Genomic DNA, 14852 nt, shown 5'->3' with positions numbered 1-14852 from the left:
GTAGTGGTCGGCGTTGCCTACCGGGCGGCCACCAAGGAGCTGCGGGACGAGGCTGCGCGCACTGTGTGACGGGTAGCCTGCCCCAAAACGGATTTAGCGCGACATAATCGCTCAGGTGGGGTTGGAAGTCGAAAGCCGGCCGTCCGAGTCGCCGTACATCGAGCGGGTGTGGCGCAGCCGCAGCGATGGCGTCGATCAGATGACCTCGATCGCCGCGTCCCGCTGGGACCTCGTCTTCTGGGAGCAGGGCGGTCAGGTCTGCGTGGGCGTGCAGGGGCCGGTGTCGAGAGCGAGCCCGGCTCCGGTGCCGGCCGAGGCCACGTTCTTCGGGATCAGCTTCTCGCTCGGCACGATGATGCCGCATCTGCCGGTCCACGGGCTCGTGGACGGTTCCGCGGAGATTCCCGATGTGACGCCTGGATCGTTCTGGTTGAAGGGTTCGCACTGGCGGCTGCCTGACTACGACAACGCCGAGTGGTTCGTGCGGCGGCTCGTACGTGAAGGCGTCCTGGACCGTGACCCGATCGTCGCGGACGTGCTTCGCGGGGCGGCGCAGGAGGTGTCCGAGCGGACACTCCAGCGGCGCTTCGTGGCGGCGACCGGCCTCACCCGCGGCGCCGTCCGCCAGATCGACCGGGCCAGGCAGGCGGCGATCCTGATCCAGCGCGGCGAGCCGATCCAGGAGGTGGTCCACCGGCTCGGCTACTTCGACCAGCCGCACCTGGCGCGGTCGCTGACCCGTTACGTCGGGCGGACCGCCACGCAGTTGAGCGTCCGCCAACCGCCGGAGCCGTTGTCGCTGCTGTACTAGACCTGTCACCTGGGCTCGACGCGGCACGCGTCGGGGATGCGAGCACACAGGACGGGAAGTCCGCTCCCCGCGTCCAGCACCACCCGATCGCCCAGCGGCCGGACCAGCTCGACCACGGCTCGCCGACGCGGCCGACGCCCGCGCACATGCCGCCGCCGCCCCGAGAGGTGACCACGATCCCCAGGACCACCACGTCCGGCGGTCGATCGGTCCTGGCAGGTTCGAGAAGCGCAGCCGCCACGCGGGCACGGTCGCCAGGCCGCGTCCTCCTGCTCGATCTTCCTGGCCACCTTCGGCGACATCTGGCTCAGACTCCCGATGGGGACGAAGCCGTCACGCCAGATCTCCGCGGCCCCTCCGTTCCGCCAGCTCCGGAGGCCAGTGCGGCCAGAGCCTCGAACGTCGGCGGTGCGGCCGGCAGACGGCTGCCGGCCAGGAGCGTCAGCATCGCCAGAAGTGTCACGGCTAATCGAAGCATGTGGTGATCTTGGCAGAATGCCGGGTACGGTCACCGGTCCTTCAGCGGGAGGGTGTGGAGCGGGGGATGGCGGCCAGACGGGAGCGGGTCCTGGCCGGAGCCGACGGGGGCAGCTCGGCGAGGATGTCGGCGAGCGAGACCCCCTCCAGGCTGCGCCGCCACGCGCTGTGCGCCTCGGCCATCTTCTCGGCAAGGATGCAGGTGCGCCGGCACTCCTCCTCGGGCAGCGCTCCGCGCCCCTGCTGGCGGATCTCCTTGCACTGGTAGGGCGGGGAGGCGCCGTCGACCGCCCTGACGATGTGCAGCAGCGTGATGTCGGCCGCCGGCCGGGCGAGCTGGAATCCGCCGCGCGGGCCGGTCGTCGCGGCGAGCACACCGGCCCTGACCAGCGCCTGCAGCTGTTTGGCGAGATAGGGCGCGGGGAGGTCGTAGTAGTCGGCGAGCTGGGCCGCCGACGCGGTGGCTCCCGGCTCCAGCTGCGCCAGTGTCGTGGCGCAGTGCAACAACCATTCGGTGCTCGCAGGCAGCTTCACAGCTCACAGGATATCGCGGATATTGAGGATCTATTTAGTCCGAGATAGAGTCGGCGCGTAACGCCAATTGAGGAGAGATCATGCGGATCGCAGTAGCCGGAGCCACCGGCAACATCGGAGCCTTGACCGTCGCCGCCCTCGAACGGGCCGGGCATGACGTCGTGGGCATCAGCCGCTCACTCGGTGTGGACCTCCTGACCGGCGAAGGGCTCGACGACGCCCTCGCCGGCGTCGAGGCGGTGGTCGACGTCACCAACGCGCCGGCCACCGATCAGGAAGGAACGGTGGAGTTCTTCGCCACCACCACGCGCAACCTGCTCGCCGCCGAGGAGCGGGCCGGCGTTCGGCATCACGTGCTGCTCTCGATCGTGGGAGTCCACCAGGTTGCCGGCAACCCGCACTATGCGGGCAAGCGGGAGCAGGAGCGCCTGGTCGCCGCCGGTCCGGTGCCGTGGACGATCGTGCCGGCCACGCAGTTCCACGACTTCGCGGCGATGGTGGCGAGCTGGACCGAGCGCGACGGCGTCGCCACGATCGCGCCGCTGCTCGTGCAGCCGATCGCGCCCGCGGACGTGGCCGGCGTGCTCGCCGAGATCGTCGCGGGCGAGCCCCAGGGCCACTACGCGGACGTCGCGGGGCCCGAGCAGCAGGACCTCGTCGACCTGGCCCGGCGCACCAACCAGGCCCGCGGTCACGAGGTGCGGCTCGTGCCCACATGGTCGGGGTTGTTCGGCCCGGAGATGGCCGGCAACGTGCTGCTGCCCGGCGACGGGGCCCGCATCGCCCCGACCACGTTCGACGACTGGCTCACGAAGCAGGGATGACGCTTCCGGCGGGAGCGGTCAGGGCCTGACCTCGTAGACGATGTTGAACGGGGTCTCCGCCACGCGGGCGAACCGGCTGAACCCCGCGTCGGCCGTCAGCTGCCGGATCGGCTCCTCGCCGGCCTGCGCGCCGAGCGCGTAGCCGCCCTCCTGCGACAGCGCGTTCGGCACGCACAGGAACGCCGAGAACGCGTAGTAGACGCGGCCCACCGGGTTCATGTTCTCGCTCACCGAGCCTCCCGCGGCCGGCTCCACGATCATCCAAGTGCCGTCCTCCGCCAGCTGCTCGCGCACGCGCCGGGCCGCCCCGAGCGGGTCCCCCATGTCGTGCAGGGCGTCGAACGTGGTCACCAGGTCGTACGGGCCGCCGTCGAAGTCCTGCGCGCCGGCCAGCTGGAACCGGACGCGGCCCTCCAGCCCCAGGTCCGAGGCCCGCTTGCGGGCCTGCTCGACGGAGTCGCCGTGATAGTCGGAGCCGGTGAACACCGACTCGGGGTAGGCCTGCGCCATCAGCGTCGTCGAGGCGCCGTGCCCGCAGCCCACGTCGGCGACCCGGATCCCGGCGCGGAGCTTGGCCTCGACGCCGTCGAGCGCCGGCAGCCAGGCGGCGACCAGGTTGGCGCTGTAGCCGGGCCGGAAGAAGCGCTCGCACCCGGCGAACACGTCCGCGTCGTGCCGGTGCCAGCCGACGCCCTCCCCTGTGCGGAACGCCTTCGTGATCTCCGGCTCCGCCTTCAGCGCGCCGAGTGCGAGCTGGAACGCGCCCGGCATGAAGACGGGGCCGTCCGGATCGGTCAGGGCGAACGCCTGCTCCTCGGTCAGGGAGTACTCCTCCGTCCCCGCGTCGTACGTGACGTATCCCCCAGCGGCCTGGCCGCGCAGCCACTCCTCGACGTAGCGCGGGGCCGTGCCGGTGCGTTCGGCCAGCTCACCGGCCCGCATCGGCCGGTCGGCGAGCGCGCGGTAGAGCCCCAGCCGGTCGCCTATCACGACGCCGCCCGCGGCCATCGTGGCGCCGAGATCCCCTACGAACTTGTGCAGAAACTCCATGAGTCGTTCTTCGTTGACTGCCATGTTTCCCCCTCTATCTCCTCCGTGCCCCGCCCACGGTTGATCAGGCGCTTCACCCGACCCCCCAAGACAACCGCCCGGCCCGGCATCGGCCCAGCTCCACTCAGGACGCGAAGTCCCGGCATAGTGGTCCGGTCGAGGGCGTGCGGGTCAGGCGGCGTTCCTGGGCGTCCTGTCCCGTCCGGCCGCGATGGCCTCGCGGGTGTCGCGGAGATAGCCGGCGACGTACGGGTGCGCCGGGTACAGCGCGCGCACCTGGCGGAACTTGGGCAGCGCCGCCCGGTAGCGCCTGGCGAAGAAGTCGTCCAGCGCGGCGCCGTAGATCAGCGAGGTCCTGGACTGGACCGGCTTGACCCCGGCGGCGGCGAGGTGCTTCTTGATGATGCCCACGGGCAGGATGTAGCTCTGGTTCTCCTGGGCGTCGTCTCCCGTGCCCGCGATCAGCGTGCCGATCACCCGGCCGCGCTTGTCGAACACCGGGCCGCCCGAGTTGCCGCCGTACGAGGGGGCCTGCGCCTGGATGTAGGGCACGCCGGAGATGGTGGTCCGCCTGGCGTTGAAGGCGCCCTGCGTCAGCGCCGGGTACATCTTCGACTTGGGGTTGAAGGCCGGGCTGGTGGTGATGACCCCGGGGAACCCGTTGATGTAGAGCTCGTCGCCCACCTGCACGTCGGAGTCGGAGCCGAGCTGCAGGGTGGGCAGGTTCCTGGCGCCGTTCAGCTTGAGCAGGGCGAAGTCCTCGCCCGGGTAGTCCAGGCCCCTGGCCACCAGCCGCAGCGGGGTCACCTTGGAGGTGGCGTCCCGCCCGCCGCCGGGCAGGGCGCGTACGACGCCGATGCCGCGGCGGACCCCGACCACCCGCATGTTCTTGGTGTTGAACCCGCTGAACAGCGTCCCGGCCAGCCTGACCATCTCGTCGTCCGGCTGGGCGACGCCGACGATGCCCTTGAGGTAGTTCTTGACCTCCTGGGCGTTGATGACGGGCAGCACCCCCTGGCCGAACCGCTGGCGCAGGAGCTTGTTGTCCAGGCCGACGCAGTGCGAGCCGGTCACCATGTACCCGTTGGGGGTGATCCACCATCCGGTGCAGTGGCCGCCGACGCTCTGGTTCTTCAGCTTGATGTTCTGCTTGGTCGGCTTGAGGTAGCGGCTGACGTTCGATGAGGCCGTCCGCAGGATCCACTTGATCTGGCTCTGGTGGTCGGCCGGGATGCGCCCGGCCTTCGCGTGCTTGCGCGCCTTGGCGGTGAGCGCGTCGAACGCCTTGGTCCGGGTCGGCAACGGCACGAGCACCGTCCCCGTGTATCGCAGCTCGATCAGGACCACCGCGGGGTCACTGCGGGCCGCCAGCCGGGTGCCGACCGCCACGTCCTCTGGTTTCGAGACCTGTTTCGCGCCGTCGGCCAGCGCGTTTCCCTGCGCTAACGTGGCCCCGGCCAGGATCGCGCCCGTCATCGCCATGAGTCTCACTACCGGCTTGCCCATCGTCACACCCTGTCTCTCCGTCGTTCCCGTGACCGGAGTGTGCGGCGGCCCGCTGGCAGTCTGCTTGTAATCCACATACGGGCGATGTCACGGGATGGAACGGAATGTCACATCACGGCGCGTGGTGATCAGGACCTTCGCCCGGCGCTATCATGCGACCGTGACCCGTTCACGGCCGCGGCTGGCGGCGTTGCCGTGCGAGCTGGTCTGGGCGACGACCTGGATGGAGGACGCGAACGAGTGCGTCGCGCCGCGGCTCGGCCTGCCGCCGTTGCCCGTGGTCACCTGGCCGGAGCCGTCCGACGTCGATGTGCTGGACGCGTGGGACGGGCTGCACGGCAAGACCCGCACGCTCGTCGGCTGGGCGGCGGGGCGGCCGTTCGCCTGGGTCGACGACGAGCTCACCGACGCCGACCGGGCGTGGGTGTCCGCGCACCACCGCGGACACGCCCTGCTCCACCGCGTCGACCCCGGCCGGGGTCTCGGCGAGGCCGACTACGCCGCGCTGGCGGATTGGCTGCGCCAGGTGAGCGGCCCCTGACGCTTCTCAGCCATGTACGGTCACCGTCCCGCTCGATACGGATCAGGACGCCTGACCCCCGGGTACGGCGCCGGCATCAGTCGGTGCCGGACTCCATCGCGGCGTGGTCGAGCAGCGCCTCGTCGGCGGGGACCTCGCCGCGGGAGGCGATGGCCTCCGCCCCGCCCTCCGGCATCTCGCCGATCAGCCCGGTCGAGGGGGCCGGCGCGGCGACGATCAGCGTCGGGTGCGGGCCGCCCAGCAGGCCGAGCCCGGCGTACTGCTCCAGCTTGGCGCGCGTGTCGGCGATGTCGAGGTTGCGCATCGTGAGCTGGCCGATGCGGTCGACCGGCCCGAACGCGGAGTCCTCTGTCCGCTCCATGGACAGCTTGTCCGGGTGGTAGCTGAACGCCGGCCCTGACGTGTCCAGGATCGAGTAGTCCTCGCCGCGCCGCAGCCGCAGGGTCACCTCGCCGGTGACCGCCGTGCCGACCCAGCGCTGGAGCGCCTCGCGCAGCATCAGCGCCTGCGGGTCCAGCCAGCGGCCTTCGTACAGGAGCCGGCCGAGCCGCCGCCCGTCGCTGTAGTAGCTGGCGAGGGTGTCCTCGTTGTGAATCGCGTTGACCAGCCGCTCGTAGGCCGCGTGCAGCAACGCCATTCCCGGCGCCTCGTAGATGCCACGGCTCTTGGCCTCGATGACCCGGTTCTCGATCTGGTCGGACATGCCCAGGCCGTGCCGGCCGCCGATGGCGTTGGCCTCCAGGACCAGGTCCACGGCGGAGGCGAACTCCTTGCCGTTGATGGTCACCGGCCGCCCCTGCTCGAAGGCGATCGTGACGTCCTCTGTGGGGATCTCGACGTCGGGGTCCCACGAGCGGACGCCCATGATCGGCTCGACGATCTCGATGCCCGCGTCGAGGTGCTCCAGCGACTTGGCCTCGTGGGTCGCGCCCCAGATGTTCGCGTCGGTGGAGTAGGCCTTCTCGGTGCTGTCCCGATAGGGCAGGCGGCGGGCCAGCAGCCACTCGGACATCTCCGTACGGCCGCCGAGCTCGCCGACGAAGTCGGCGTCCAGCCACGGCTTGTAGATCCGCAGCGAGGGGTTGGCGAGCAGGCCGTAGCGGTAGAACCGCTCGATGTCGTTGCCCTTGAAGGTCGAGCCGTCGCCCCAGATCTGCACGCCGTCCTCGAGCATGGCGCGCACGAGCAGGGTGCCGGTGACGGCGCGCCCGAGCGGGGTGGTGTTGAAGTATGTACGGCCGCCGGACCGGATGTGGAACGCCCCGCAGGCCAGGGCCGCGAGCCCTTCCTCGACGAGAGCGGCCCGGCAGTCGACCAGCCGGGCGACCTCCGCGCCGTACGCGGTGGCACGGCCGGGCACCGAAGCGATGTCAGGCTCGTCGTACTGGCCGATGTCGGCGGTGTAGGTGCACGGGACGGCACCTTTCTCGCGCATCCATGCGACCGCTACGGAGGTGTCGAGGCCGCCAGAGAAGGCGATGCCGACACGTTCACCGACAGGCAGAGAGTTGAGCACCTTGGACACGAGTAGAAGTATATACATACCGATGCATGGCCATGCAATGCCGGGGCCCGCCGAACATGAAGTGATGTTCACGAAATCACCCCCGGACTCCGGCGTCCGGGGGTGCTCGGCAGCTCGTTCCGACCTGGCGCTTCTTTGTGCTCAATCGGGCCGATCGGCAGGCAGGCGGGCGGCGGCGACGATCCGCTCCAGTGCGGCCGCGTGCCGGTGGAACGCCGCCCGCCCTTCGGGGGTCAGCCGTACGTACGTCCGCCGCGCCCTGCTCTCCTGCCCCTTGCGGACCTCGACGTATCCGGCGCCGGCCAGCGCGGAGACCTGCTTGGACAGCGCCGAGTCGCTCGTTGCGACCGCGTCGCGCAGGAAGCCGAAGTCCACCCAGTCGGCCGGGGCGAGCACGGCGAGGACGGACAGCCGCGCGGGCACATGCAGGAACTCATCGAAACAGGGATCCATCAGCCGCGCCTGGCATCGTGCCGCATGATCGCCAGGTGGGCCCGGCGGGTCAGGGGCGTGGCCAGGACGTACGCCACCGTCGCCGCCACACCCCCGGCCATGCCCTGCGACAGCAGCCCGTGGGCCGGTAGGCCGAACAACGCCCAGGAGGCGATCCTGAAGACGATGTAGACCAGCAGGACGCCGGCGGAGATCGCCGACTGCAGCCCCAGCAGGGGAAGGCTTCCCTTCATGCGGGCGGAAGCCCGGCGCTCGTGCACGATCGCCACCCCGACGAACAGGCCGAAGCCGAGCACCATGGACAAGGTGCGCCAGGAGTTGTCGAGATCGGTCCCGCCGAACCCGATGAGCAGCCCCACCGCCCCGAGCAGCACGTAGGGGAGGGTGAAGTTGTGGCGGACGATCTCGTCGTGAGTCTTGCCCTGGAGCCGGCGGATGTCGTCGAGTGAAGACTGGGCGTCAGTGGGGTTCATAGAGCCATCCCTGATCATATGTCCACTTTCCTCTGAGGAAAGTAGCACACACTTTCCTCAGAGGAAAGTCGTCACCCCGACGCCTTCCTCGCCGGCTCAGACAGTGATCACGACCTTGCCCCTGGCGTGTCCGCGCTCGACGTACGCGACCGCCTCGGAGATCTGGTCCAGCGCGTACGTCCGGTCGATCACCGGCGCGATCTTGCCGGATTCGAGCAGCTCGCCCAGGACCGCGAGATCGTCCCTGCGTACCTGGGCCAGGAAGAAGACCAGCCGCTGCGGCACGATCCGGGAGAGCGCCATCAGCTTGAGCATCCCGAGCACCGGGCCGAGCCACAGGCCCTCGAAGGGGGCGCATTCCACGAGCACGCCCTTCCGCACGAGTACGCGCCGGTTCTCGGTGATGGTCCGGTTCGCCACCAGATCGAGCACGATGTCGTAGCGCTTGCCCGCGCGGGTGTAGTCCTCCTTGGTGTAGTCGATGACGTGGTCGGCCCCCAGCGACCGGACCAGCTCCACGTTGGGCGTGCTGCACACGCCGGTCACCTCGGCCCCCAGCGCCTTGGCCAGCTGCACCGCGAACGTCCCCACGCCCCCCGCCGCGCCGTTGACCAGCACCCGGTGGCCGGGCCTGATGCGGCCCTTGTCGCGCAGCCCCTGCAAGGCGGTGAGCCCGCCCATCGCCACGGCCGCCGCCTGCGTGAAGGTCAGGCCGGCCGGCTTCGTGAGCAGCATGTCGTCCCGGTGGAAGATCGCGTACTCGGCGAACGACGCGCTGCGCGCCTTGAGCGGGACCCCGCTTCCGCCGTACACCTCGTCCCCGGGCCGGAGCCCGATGACGTTCCTGCCCACCGCCTCGACGCGGCCCGCCACGTCGTTGCCCAGCGCGTTGACCTTGGGGCGGGCCAGGCCCATCGACAGGCGGGCGACGTAAGGGGCGCCCCTCATGCCGTGCCAGTCCAGCGGGTTGACCGCGGCCGCCCGTACGCGGACCAGCACCTCGTCGTCTCCGACGGCGGGCACGTCGGTCTCCTCGATCTGGAGGACCTCGGGCGGCCCGTAAGCGTAGAAACGGACCGCCTTCATGGTGGAGGGAAGGGGGCCGGGCTCGACGCGGCTGACCCCCGCTTGCTGCATCGCTGCTTTCTCAGCCATGGTTCTCAGGGTCGGGCAGCATGCCGGGCGGCGAAATCACGGAAATTCGTGATTGGCGGGCCAGCCGCGCCGCACGGCCGGTAGTAGTGTCCGACGCATCATGGCCAGACCCCCGCGCCGCCTGGGAAACCTGCCGGCTGAGGCGACCAGCTTCGTCGGCCGCCGCCGCGAGCTCGCCGAGGTCAGGAGGAAGCTCTCCGAGGCCCGGCTGGTCAGCCTCGTCGGCCCGGGCGGGGTCGGCAAGACGCGCCTCGCGCTCCGGCTGGCGGGCGATCTCGGGCGCGCGTTCCCCGGCGGCGCGTGGCTGGTCGAGCTGGCCGAGGTACGCGACTCCGCGCTGGTCGCCGACGCCGTCCTGGCCGCGCTCGACCTGCGCGGCCAGGCCGCGGCCACGCCCTCGGCCCAGCTGCTGTCCCACCTGCGGGACAAGAGGCTGCTGCTGGTGGTGGACAACTGCGAGCACCTGCTGGCGCCGGCCGCCGGGCTCGTCGCGGACGTCCTGCGGGCCGCGCCGGGCGTACGCGTGCTCGCGACGAGCCGGGAGCCGCTGTCGGTGCCGGGAGAGCACGTGGTCCCCGTGCCCTCGCTCGACCTGCCCCGGGACGGCGTGCCGCTCGCCAGGCTGCGGCAGAACGAGGCGGTCCTGCTGTTCGCGGCGCGGGCCGCGGCGGCCTCCGGGGCGTTCGAGCTGACCGCGGCGAACCAGGCGGCCGTGGCCGACCTCTGCCGCCGCCTCGACGGCCTGCCGCTGGCGATCGAGCTGGCCGCCGTACGGACGCGGGTCCTGACCGCCGAGCAGATCCTCGACCGGCTGACCGACCGGTTCGGCCTGCTCACCGGCGGCGGGCGGGCCGCGCTCCCCCGCCACCAGACGCTGCGCACCACCATCGACTGGAGTCACGACCTGCTGGCGGCGGGCGAGCAGGCGCTGCTGCGGCGGCTGTGCGTGTTCGCGGGCCGGTTCACGCTGGAGGACATCGAGTCGGTCTGCGCGTACGGGGACGACGTGCCTGCCGCGTACGCGCTGGACCTGCTGTCCTCGCTCGTCGACAAGTCGCTCGTGCTGAAGGAGGACGTCCGGGGCCTGGCCTGCTACCGCCTGCACGAGTACGCCGGGCTCAGGCTGCGCGCGGCCGGCGAGCACGAGGCCCTCGGGCACCGGTACGCCGGCTACTACACCACTCGGTGCTGGAGAGAGGCGGCCACGGCCCGGCAGCGGCTCGCCGAGTGGCTCGACTGGATGGACCTGGAGATCGACAACCTCCGGTCGGTCCTGCGCGGCTGCGTGACCGGCGGCGACTCCGGCCGCGGCCTGTCCCTGGTCTACGCCGTCGGCTACTACTGGGTCACCCGCGCCGCCAACGAGGGCGTCCGCTGGCTGGAGGAGCTGCTCGGCTCCGGGGGCGGCGATCCGCACGGGCGGGCGCAGGGGTGGTTCATGCGCGGCTTCCTGGGCGTGCTCCAGTCGGACGCGGCAGCCGCCAGGCCGGCGCTCGACGAGGCGGTGACCTGCGCGCGGGAGGCCGGGCTGCGGCCCGTCCTGGCGCAGTCGCTCTCGCTGGCCTCGATCGCCGCGAGCATGGCGGGTGACCGGCCGGCCTCCGTCCGGCTGGCCGCCGAGGCGCGCGCCGCCACGGACGGGCTCGGCGACGACGCCGCCACGCTCATGTTCCTGCAGTCGCGGGCGCTCGTCGGGCTGTTCGACGGCGAGCTCGACGTGGTCAGGTCCGTCGCGGCGGAGGGCGTGCGCCTCGGCCGGGCGACGGGCGACCTCTACAGCCTCGACATGATGCTGCTGAACCTGGGGGCCGCCACGCTGATCGCCGGCGAGCTCGACGAGTCGGAGCCGCTGCTCACGGAGGCGTTGCGGATCGCGTACCGGATCGACGATCGGGTCGGGCAGTACGTCCTGCTCGACGCCCTGGGCTGCCACGCCGCGGGCTCCGGCCTGGCGCGGCGGGCGGCGCGGCTGCTGGGGGCGGCGGAGACCGTACGGGCGGGAGCCGGGGCGAGCCTCCTCCCCTACCTCGCCCCTCTGCTGGCCCGCGCCGAGGAGCTGGGGGTGGCGGCGCTCGGGGCATCCGGCTTCGCGGCCGAGTACGCGGCGGGCAAGGGCCTGAGCAGGGACGCCGCCGTCGGGCTGGCGCTCGGCGAGCCTGGCCCGGCCCCCGCGGACGCGGCGGAGGAGTCGCCGCTCGGGCGCCGGGAGGCCGAGGTGGCGCGGCTGGTCGCCGAAGGGCTCAGCAACAAGCAGATCGGCGCCCGCCTGTTCATCTCCGAGCACACCGTCGACAGCCACGTCCGCAGCATCCTGAACAAGCTCGGCGTCAACTCGCGGGCGCAGATCGCCGCCTGGATGGCGGCGTCGAAGCCGTAGGTCAGATCCGGGTACGCTCCCCGGGCGCGAGCAGCCGCAGGCCGTCGCCGAACCCCGCGAACGCCTTCGCCACGCTCTCCCTGCCCTGCGTGAAGTGGGCCCAGTGCTCGAAGTGCAGCGGCACCACGTGCCGGGCCCCGAGGATCTCGGCCGCCGTCACCGCGTCCTCGCTGGAGAGCGTCAGGTTCCCCTCCACCAGCGGCGTCCTGGCCGCGCCCGCGAACAGCAGCGCCACGTCCACCGGCCCGACCCGCTCCGCGACGGCCCGCACGACGTCGAGCGAGGCGTTGTCGCCGCTCACGTAGACGGTCGGCAGCCCGTCACCGGCGAGCACGAAGCCGGTCACCTCTCCGACCAGGTGCTCGGTGCCATCGGGGCCGTGCTGCGCGGGCACGCCGGTCACCCGCAGCCCGTCGCCGCCCAGCTCGACGGTCGTCCAGTTGGGCAGGGCGCGTACCGGTGCGCCCAGGCGCTCGGCGGCCGCGCCCGTCGAGAGCACCAGCGGTACGGAGGACAGGTACGCGCGTCCGGCCCTGTCCAGGTTGTCCGGATGCTGGTCGTGGGAGAGGAGCACGGCGTCTACCGGTCCGACCTCAAAGGCGGGCCCCGCGGTCTTCGTCAGCGCCCGGTTGCCGATCGGGTAGTCGCCTGGCTCGTCGAACGTGGGGTCGGTGAGCAGCCGCAGGCCGCCGATCTCCAGCACCGCCGTCGGCCCGCCGACATATCGAATGTCCATGATGGTGATCGACGCCCTGGGACGGACGGTTATTCCGGTACGGGCCGACCGGACGGGACCGGTCACCATCGCACGGCACCTCAGGCGCCATATCGCGGTCCCCCTCGTGATCAGCCGATCATGCCGCCCAGGCGGCCCTCCAGCGTCAGCAGCAGGTCGGCCAGCAGGTCGGCCAGCTCGCGCTCCCGCTCGGCGGGCAGGCCGGACAGCAGCGCGGTCTCGTATTCCAGCTGTTCGGGCATCAGCCGCAGGATGAAGTCCCGGCCGGGCTCGGTGAGCGACAGGTGGGCCACCCGGCGGTCCCGGTCGTCGATGCGGCGGGCGACCAGGCCGAGCTCCTCCAGGCGCTTGATCCGCTTGGTCACCGCCGCGCCCGAGGCGAACGTCTCGCGGGCCAGCCTGCCGGGGGTCAGCTCGCCGCCCACCCTGAGCAGGGCGCACAGGAGGTCGAACTCCGCGCGGTTCACCCCGGCCCGGCCCAGCGGGGCGTCCGTGGCGTGCTGAAGGAGCGCGGCGCACCGGTTGAGCCGGCCGATGACGGCGATCGTGTCGAGGTCGGCGTCGGGGAGGACCTCCCGCCACTGGCGCAGCGCGATCGCCACGGCGTCCTCCACGGGCTCGGTCCTTCCTGTGCTGCGGGGTCTGGGTGGGATCGATCGTACGCGCCGCAGAGGGCGGGTCAGGTCGCCAGTTCGGCGAGGCGGTGGTGCCCCGCGCGTTCTGCGGCCGCGATGCGCTCGTGGGGCAGCGCCGCGCTCCACCACTCGCCCGCCGCGACGTCGGCGGCCTCGCGCAGCTCCACCAGGGCGGCGCGGAGCCGGCCGCGGGCGGCGTCGCGTCCGGCGGGCGGCGAGCCCTCCTGCGCCACCGCGCTTTCGAGACGGTCGAGACCGTCGCGCACCCGCTGGGCGGCCCGCCGGTCAGGCAGGAGCGCACAGGCCAGGAGCCCGGCGGCGGCCCCCACGCAGGTGTCCAGCCAGCGGTCCGCCACGAGCGCGGGCACCGGCTGAGCCCCCGCGAACTCGGTCATCAGGATGGCCATCGTCGTGACGAACACGCTGCCCAGCCAGTAGTTGCGCGTGACGGCCGCCTCGGTGACGAACTGCATGACGAGCACGGTCCCGATGAGCGCGAGCGCGCCCAGCCTGGTGACGGGCACGAGCAGGGTGAACAGGGCGACGCCCAGCAGGTTGCCGACCACGCGCTGGAGTGCCCGGTTCCAGGACAAGGTGGTGTTCGCGGCGAACACGGCCGCGGCCGTCACTACGGCCCAGTACGGGCGGCCCACCCCGAGCGCCATCGACGCCCAGCCGGCCACGGCCGCGCCTCCCGACACCGTCAGCACGGTCCGCCACCTGCGCGCGATGTCGAGGAGCGGGCGGCGGATCGCCCTGCGCGCCGGCGCTCTCTCCTCGGCCGTGATCCCGGCCAGCTCCGCCTGCTCGGCCGCCGCCGTCTGCGGATCGACGTTGGACGGCTCGGGCAGGCGGCGGCCCTTACGCAGCTCGCGGGCGAAGGCGGCCAGCCGGTCGGCGTCCGCCACGAGCTCCGCCGCGGGCACGCGGGGCCGCTCGGCCGACACCAGCGCGACAGCCGTCTCGCCGCGGACCAGCAGCCGCCGCAGCCCCTGGCGCCGATCAGCGGCACCGGAGCGCAGCAACGTCTGCCAGGCGGCGTTGACGGCAGCCGCGGCCGCCTGGCGGGCCTGATGCAGATCGCTTCCAGCCTCGACCCGGACGGCAGCCCGGTCGTTCTCCGCCCGCGTGCGCAGCAGCCGCGCCGCCGCCTCCAGCGCCCGGGCCACCGCGATCCGCTCGGGACCGTCGGGCCGGATCAGCCCCGGCGCCATTCCCACCGCCCAGGCCACGACTCCGCCCAGCACCCCGACCCCCAGGTGCATGGGAACGTCGGCGAGGTGTTGCGGGACGAATGCGGCGCTGGCGGCGATGAACGTGAGCACCACGTTCCCCGGCGGCCCGATCCTGGTCGCGTCGCACACGGCCTTGTGCAGCCCGGCCAGGATCGCGGCCACCGCCACCCGGACGGCGATCGAGTCGGTGAGTGCCGCCGTGACCAGCGCGACGCCCGTGCCCGACAGCATCCCCAGCGTCACCCAGGCCAGCGCCTTGGCCCGGGTGGCGTACGGCAGGCCGTGACCGTACAGGGCGCACATCGAGCCGGCGGCGGCGTACAGCACCAGGTCCAGCCGCCCCGCCAGGTAGAGCGGGAGCAGCACGAGGGCGAGCGCGGCGACGGCGCTCAGCGCGGGCTTGTGCCAGATGTCACCGAGCGGCGACAGCCGCAGGGCGGCGCGGACGGGCATACGGATGCGTGGACGTGGACAGGGTTGGTCGAAGGGGACAGCACTCACCCCTAAAGCTTAGCAAGTG

14 protein-coding genes are annotated in these 14852 nt (G+C 72.1%); 4 read left to right on the top strand and 10 right to left on the bottom strand.

What is annotated here, in order from left to right; translation table 11 throughout:
• Positions 1-115: 115 nt before the first annotated feature.
• Entirely contained in the window at positions 116-811 is a 696-nt protein-coding gene (locus tag ETD85_RS11510) for a helix-turn-helix domain-containing protein (RefSeq protein WP_138689641.1), read from the top strand.
• A 519-nt stretch (positions 812-1330) separates the two neighbouring features.
• Here ETD85_RS11510 and ETD85_RS11505 read toward each other — a convergent pair.
• Positions 1331-1822, bottom strand: a complete 492-nt coding sequence (locus ETD85_RS11505) for an RrF2 family transcriptional regulator (RefSeq protein WP_138689640.1) — start codon at positions 1820-1822, stop codon at positions 1331-1333.
• An 80-nt stretch (positions 1823-1902) separates the two neighbouring features.
• On the opposite strand from ETD85_RS11505, the gene ETD85_RS11500 reads away from it, so the two are divergent.
• Positions 1903-2646, top strand: a complete 744-nt coding sequence (locus ETD85_RS11500) for an SDR family oxidoreductase (protein ID WP_138689639.1) — start codon at positions 1903-1905, stop codon at positions 2644-2646.
• Positions 2647-2664: 18 nt separating this feature from the next.
• On the opposite strand, the gene ETD85_RS11495 is transcribed toward ETD85_RS11500, so the two are convergent.
• Positions 2665-3720 carry a class I SAM-dependent methyltransferase gene (locus ETD85_RS11495; protein ID WP_138689638.1) on the bottom strand — a complete coding sequence of 352 codons (1056 nt, stop codon included), beginning with the start codon at positions 3718-3720 and terminating at the stop codon, positions 2665-2667.
• Between the two features lie 147 nt (positions 3721-3867).
• Positions 3868-5172: a S1 family peptidase gene (locus tag ETD85_RS11490; protein ID WP_170246625.1), complete on the bottom strand. Its 1305-nt coding sequence runs from the start codon at positions 5170-5172 to the stop codon at positions 3868-3870.
• A 190-nt stretch (positions 5173-5362) separates the two neighbouring features.
• Here ETD85_RS11490 and ETD85_RS11485 point away from each other — a divergent pair, with 190 nt between their 5' ends.
• Positions 5363-5743, top strand: a complete 381-nt coding sequence (locus tag ETD85_RS11485) for a hypothetical protein (protein ID WP_240779095.1) — start codon at positions 5363-5365, stop codon at positions 5741-5743.
• 76 nt (positions 5744-5819) lie between these two features.
• Here ETD85_RS11485 and argG read toward each other — a convergent pair whose 3' ends face one another.
• The 4 genes from argG to ETD85_RS11465 form a co-directional block, all read right to left on the bottom strand.
• The gene (gene argG, locus ETD85_RS11480) at positions 5820-7268 is read right to left on the bottom strand and encodes an argininosuccinate synthase (protein WP_138689636.1); all 1449 of its coding nucleotides are present in this window, start codon (positions 7266-7268) and stop codon (positions 5820-5822) included.
• Between the two features lie 141 nt (positions 7269-7409).
• The gene (locus ETD85_RS11475; protein ID WP_138689635.1) at positions 7410-7721 is read right to left on the bottom strand and encodes a transcriptional regulator; all 312 of its coding nucleotides are present in this window, start codon (positions 7719-7721) and stop codon (positions 7410-7412) included.
• The gene (locus ETD85_RS11470) at positions 7721-8194 is read right to left on the bottom strand and encodes a hypothetical protein (RefSeq protein ID WP_138689634.1); all 474 of its coding nucleotides are present in this window, start codon (positions 8192-8194) and stop codon (positions 7721-7723) included. The genes ETD85_RS11475 and ETD85_RS11470 overlap by 1 nt, the downstream gene beginning before the upstream one ends.
• Positions 8195-8290: 96 nt before the next feature.
• Positions 8291-9349: an NAD(P)-dependent alcohol dehydrogenase gene (locus ETD85_RS11465; RefSeq protein ID WP_240779094.1), complete on the bottom strand. Its 1059-nt coding sequence runs from the start codon at positions 9347-9349 to the stop codon at positions 8291-8293.
• A gap of 100 nt (positions 9350-9449) precedes the next feature.
• On the opposite strand from ETD85_RS11465, the gene ETD85_RS66770 reads away from it, so the two are divergent.
• Positions 9450-11726, top strand: coding sequence for a LuxR C-terminal-related transcriptional regulator (locus tag ETD85_RS66770; RefSeq protein ID WP_138689633.1), 2277 nt, complete (start codon positions 9450-9452; stop codon positions 11724-11726).
• Between the two features lies 1 nt (position 11727).
• Here the strand turns inward: ETD85_RS66770 and ETD85_RS11455 are convergent, their stop codons facing one another.
• The 3 genes from ETD85_RS11455 to ETD85_RS11445 form a co-directional block, all read right to left on the bottom strand.
• Positions 11728-12462, bottom strand: a complete 735-nt coding sequence (locus ETD85_RS11455; RefSeq protein WP_138689632.1) for an MBL fold metallo-hydrolase — start codon at positions 12460-12462, stop codon at positions 11728-11730.
• Between the two features lie 110 nt (positions 12463-12572).
• Positions 12573-13076, bottom strand: a complete 504-nt coding sequence (locus ETD85_RS11450; RefSeq protein WP_138689631.1) for a MarR family winged helix-turn-helix transcriptional regulator — start codon at positions 13074-13076, stop codon at positions 12573-12575.
• Between the two features lie 65 nt (positions 13077-13141).
• Positions 13142-14785, bottom strand: a complete 1644-nt coding sequence (locus tag ETD85_RS11445) for an FUSC family protein (protein WP_138689630.1) — start codon at positions 14783-14785, stop codon at positions 13142-13144.
• Positions 14786-14852 lie beyond the last annotated feature (67 nt).

The organism is Nonomuraea zeae (assembly GCF_005889725.1).
Taxonomy (GTDB): Bacteria; Actinomycetota; Actinomycetes; order Streptosporangiales; family Streptosporangiaceae; genus Nonomuraea; species Nonomuraea zeae.
The sequence above is the reverse complement of the archived record's forward strand: the minus strand, read 5'-3'. Positions and strand labels throughout refer to the sequence as shown.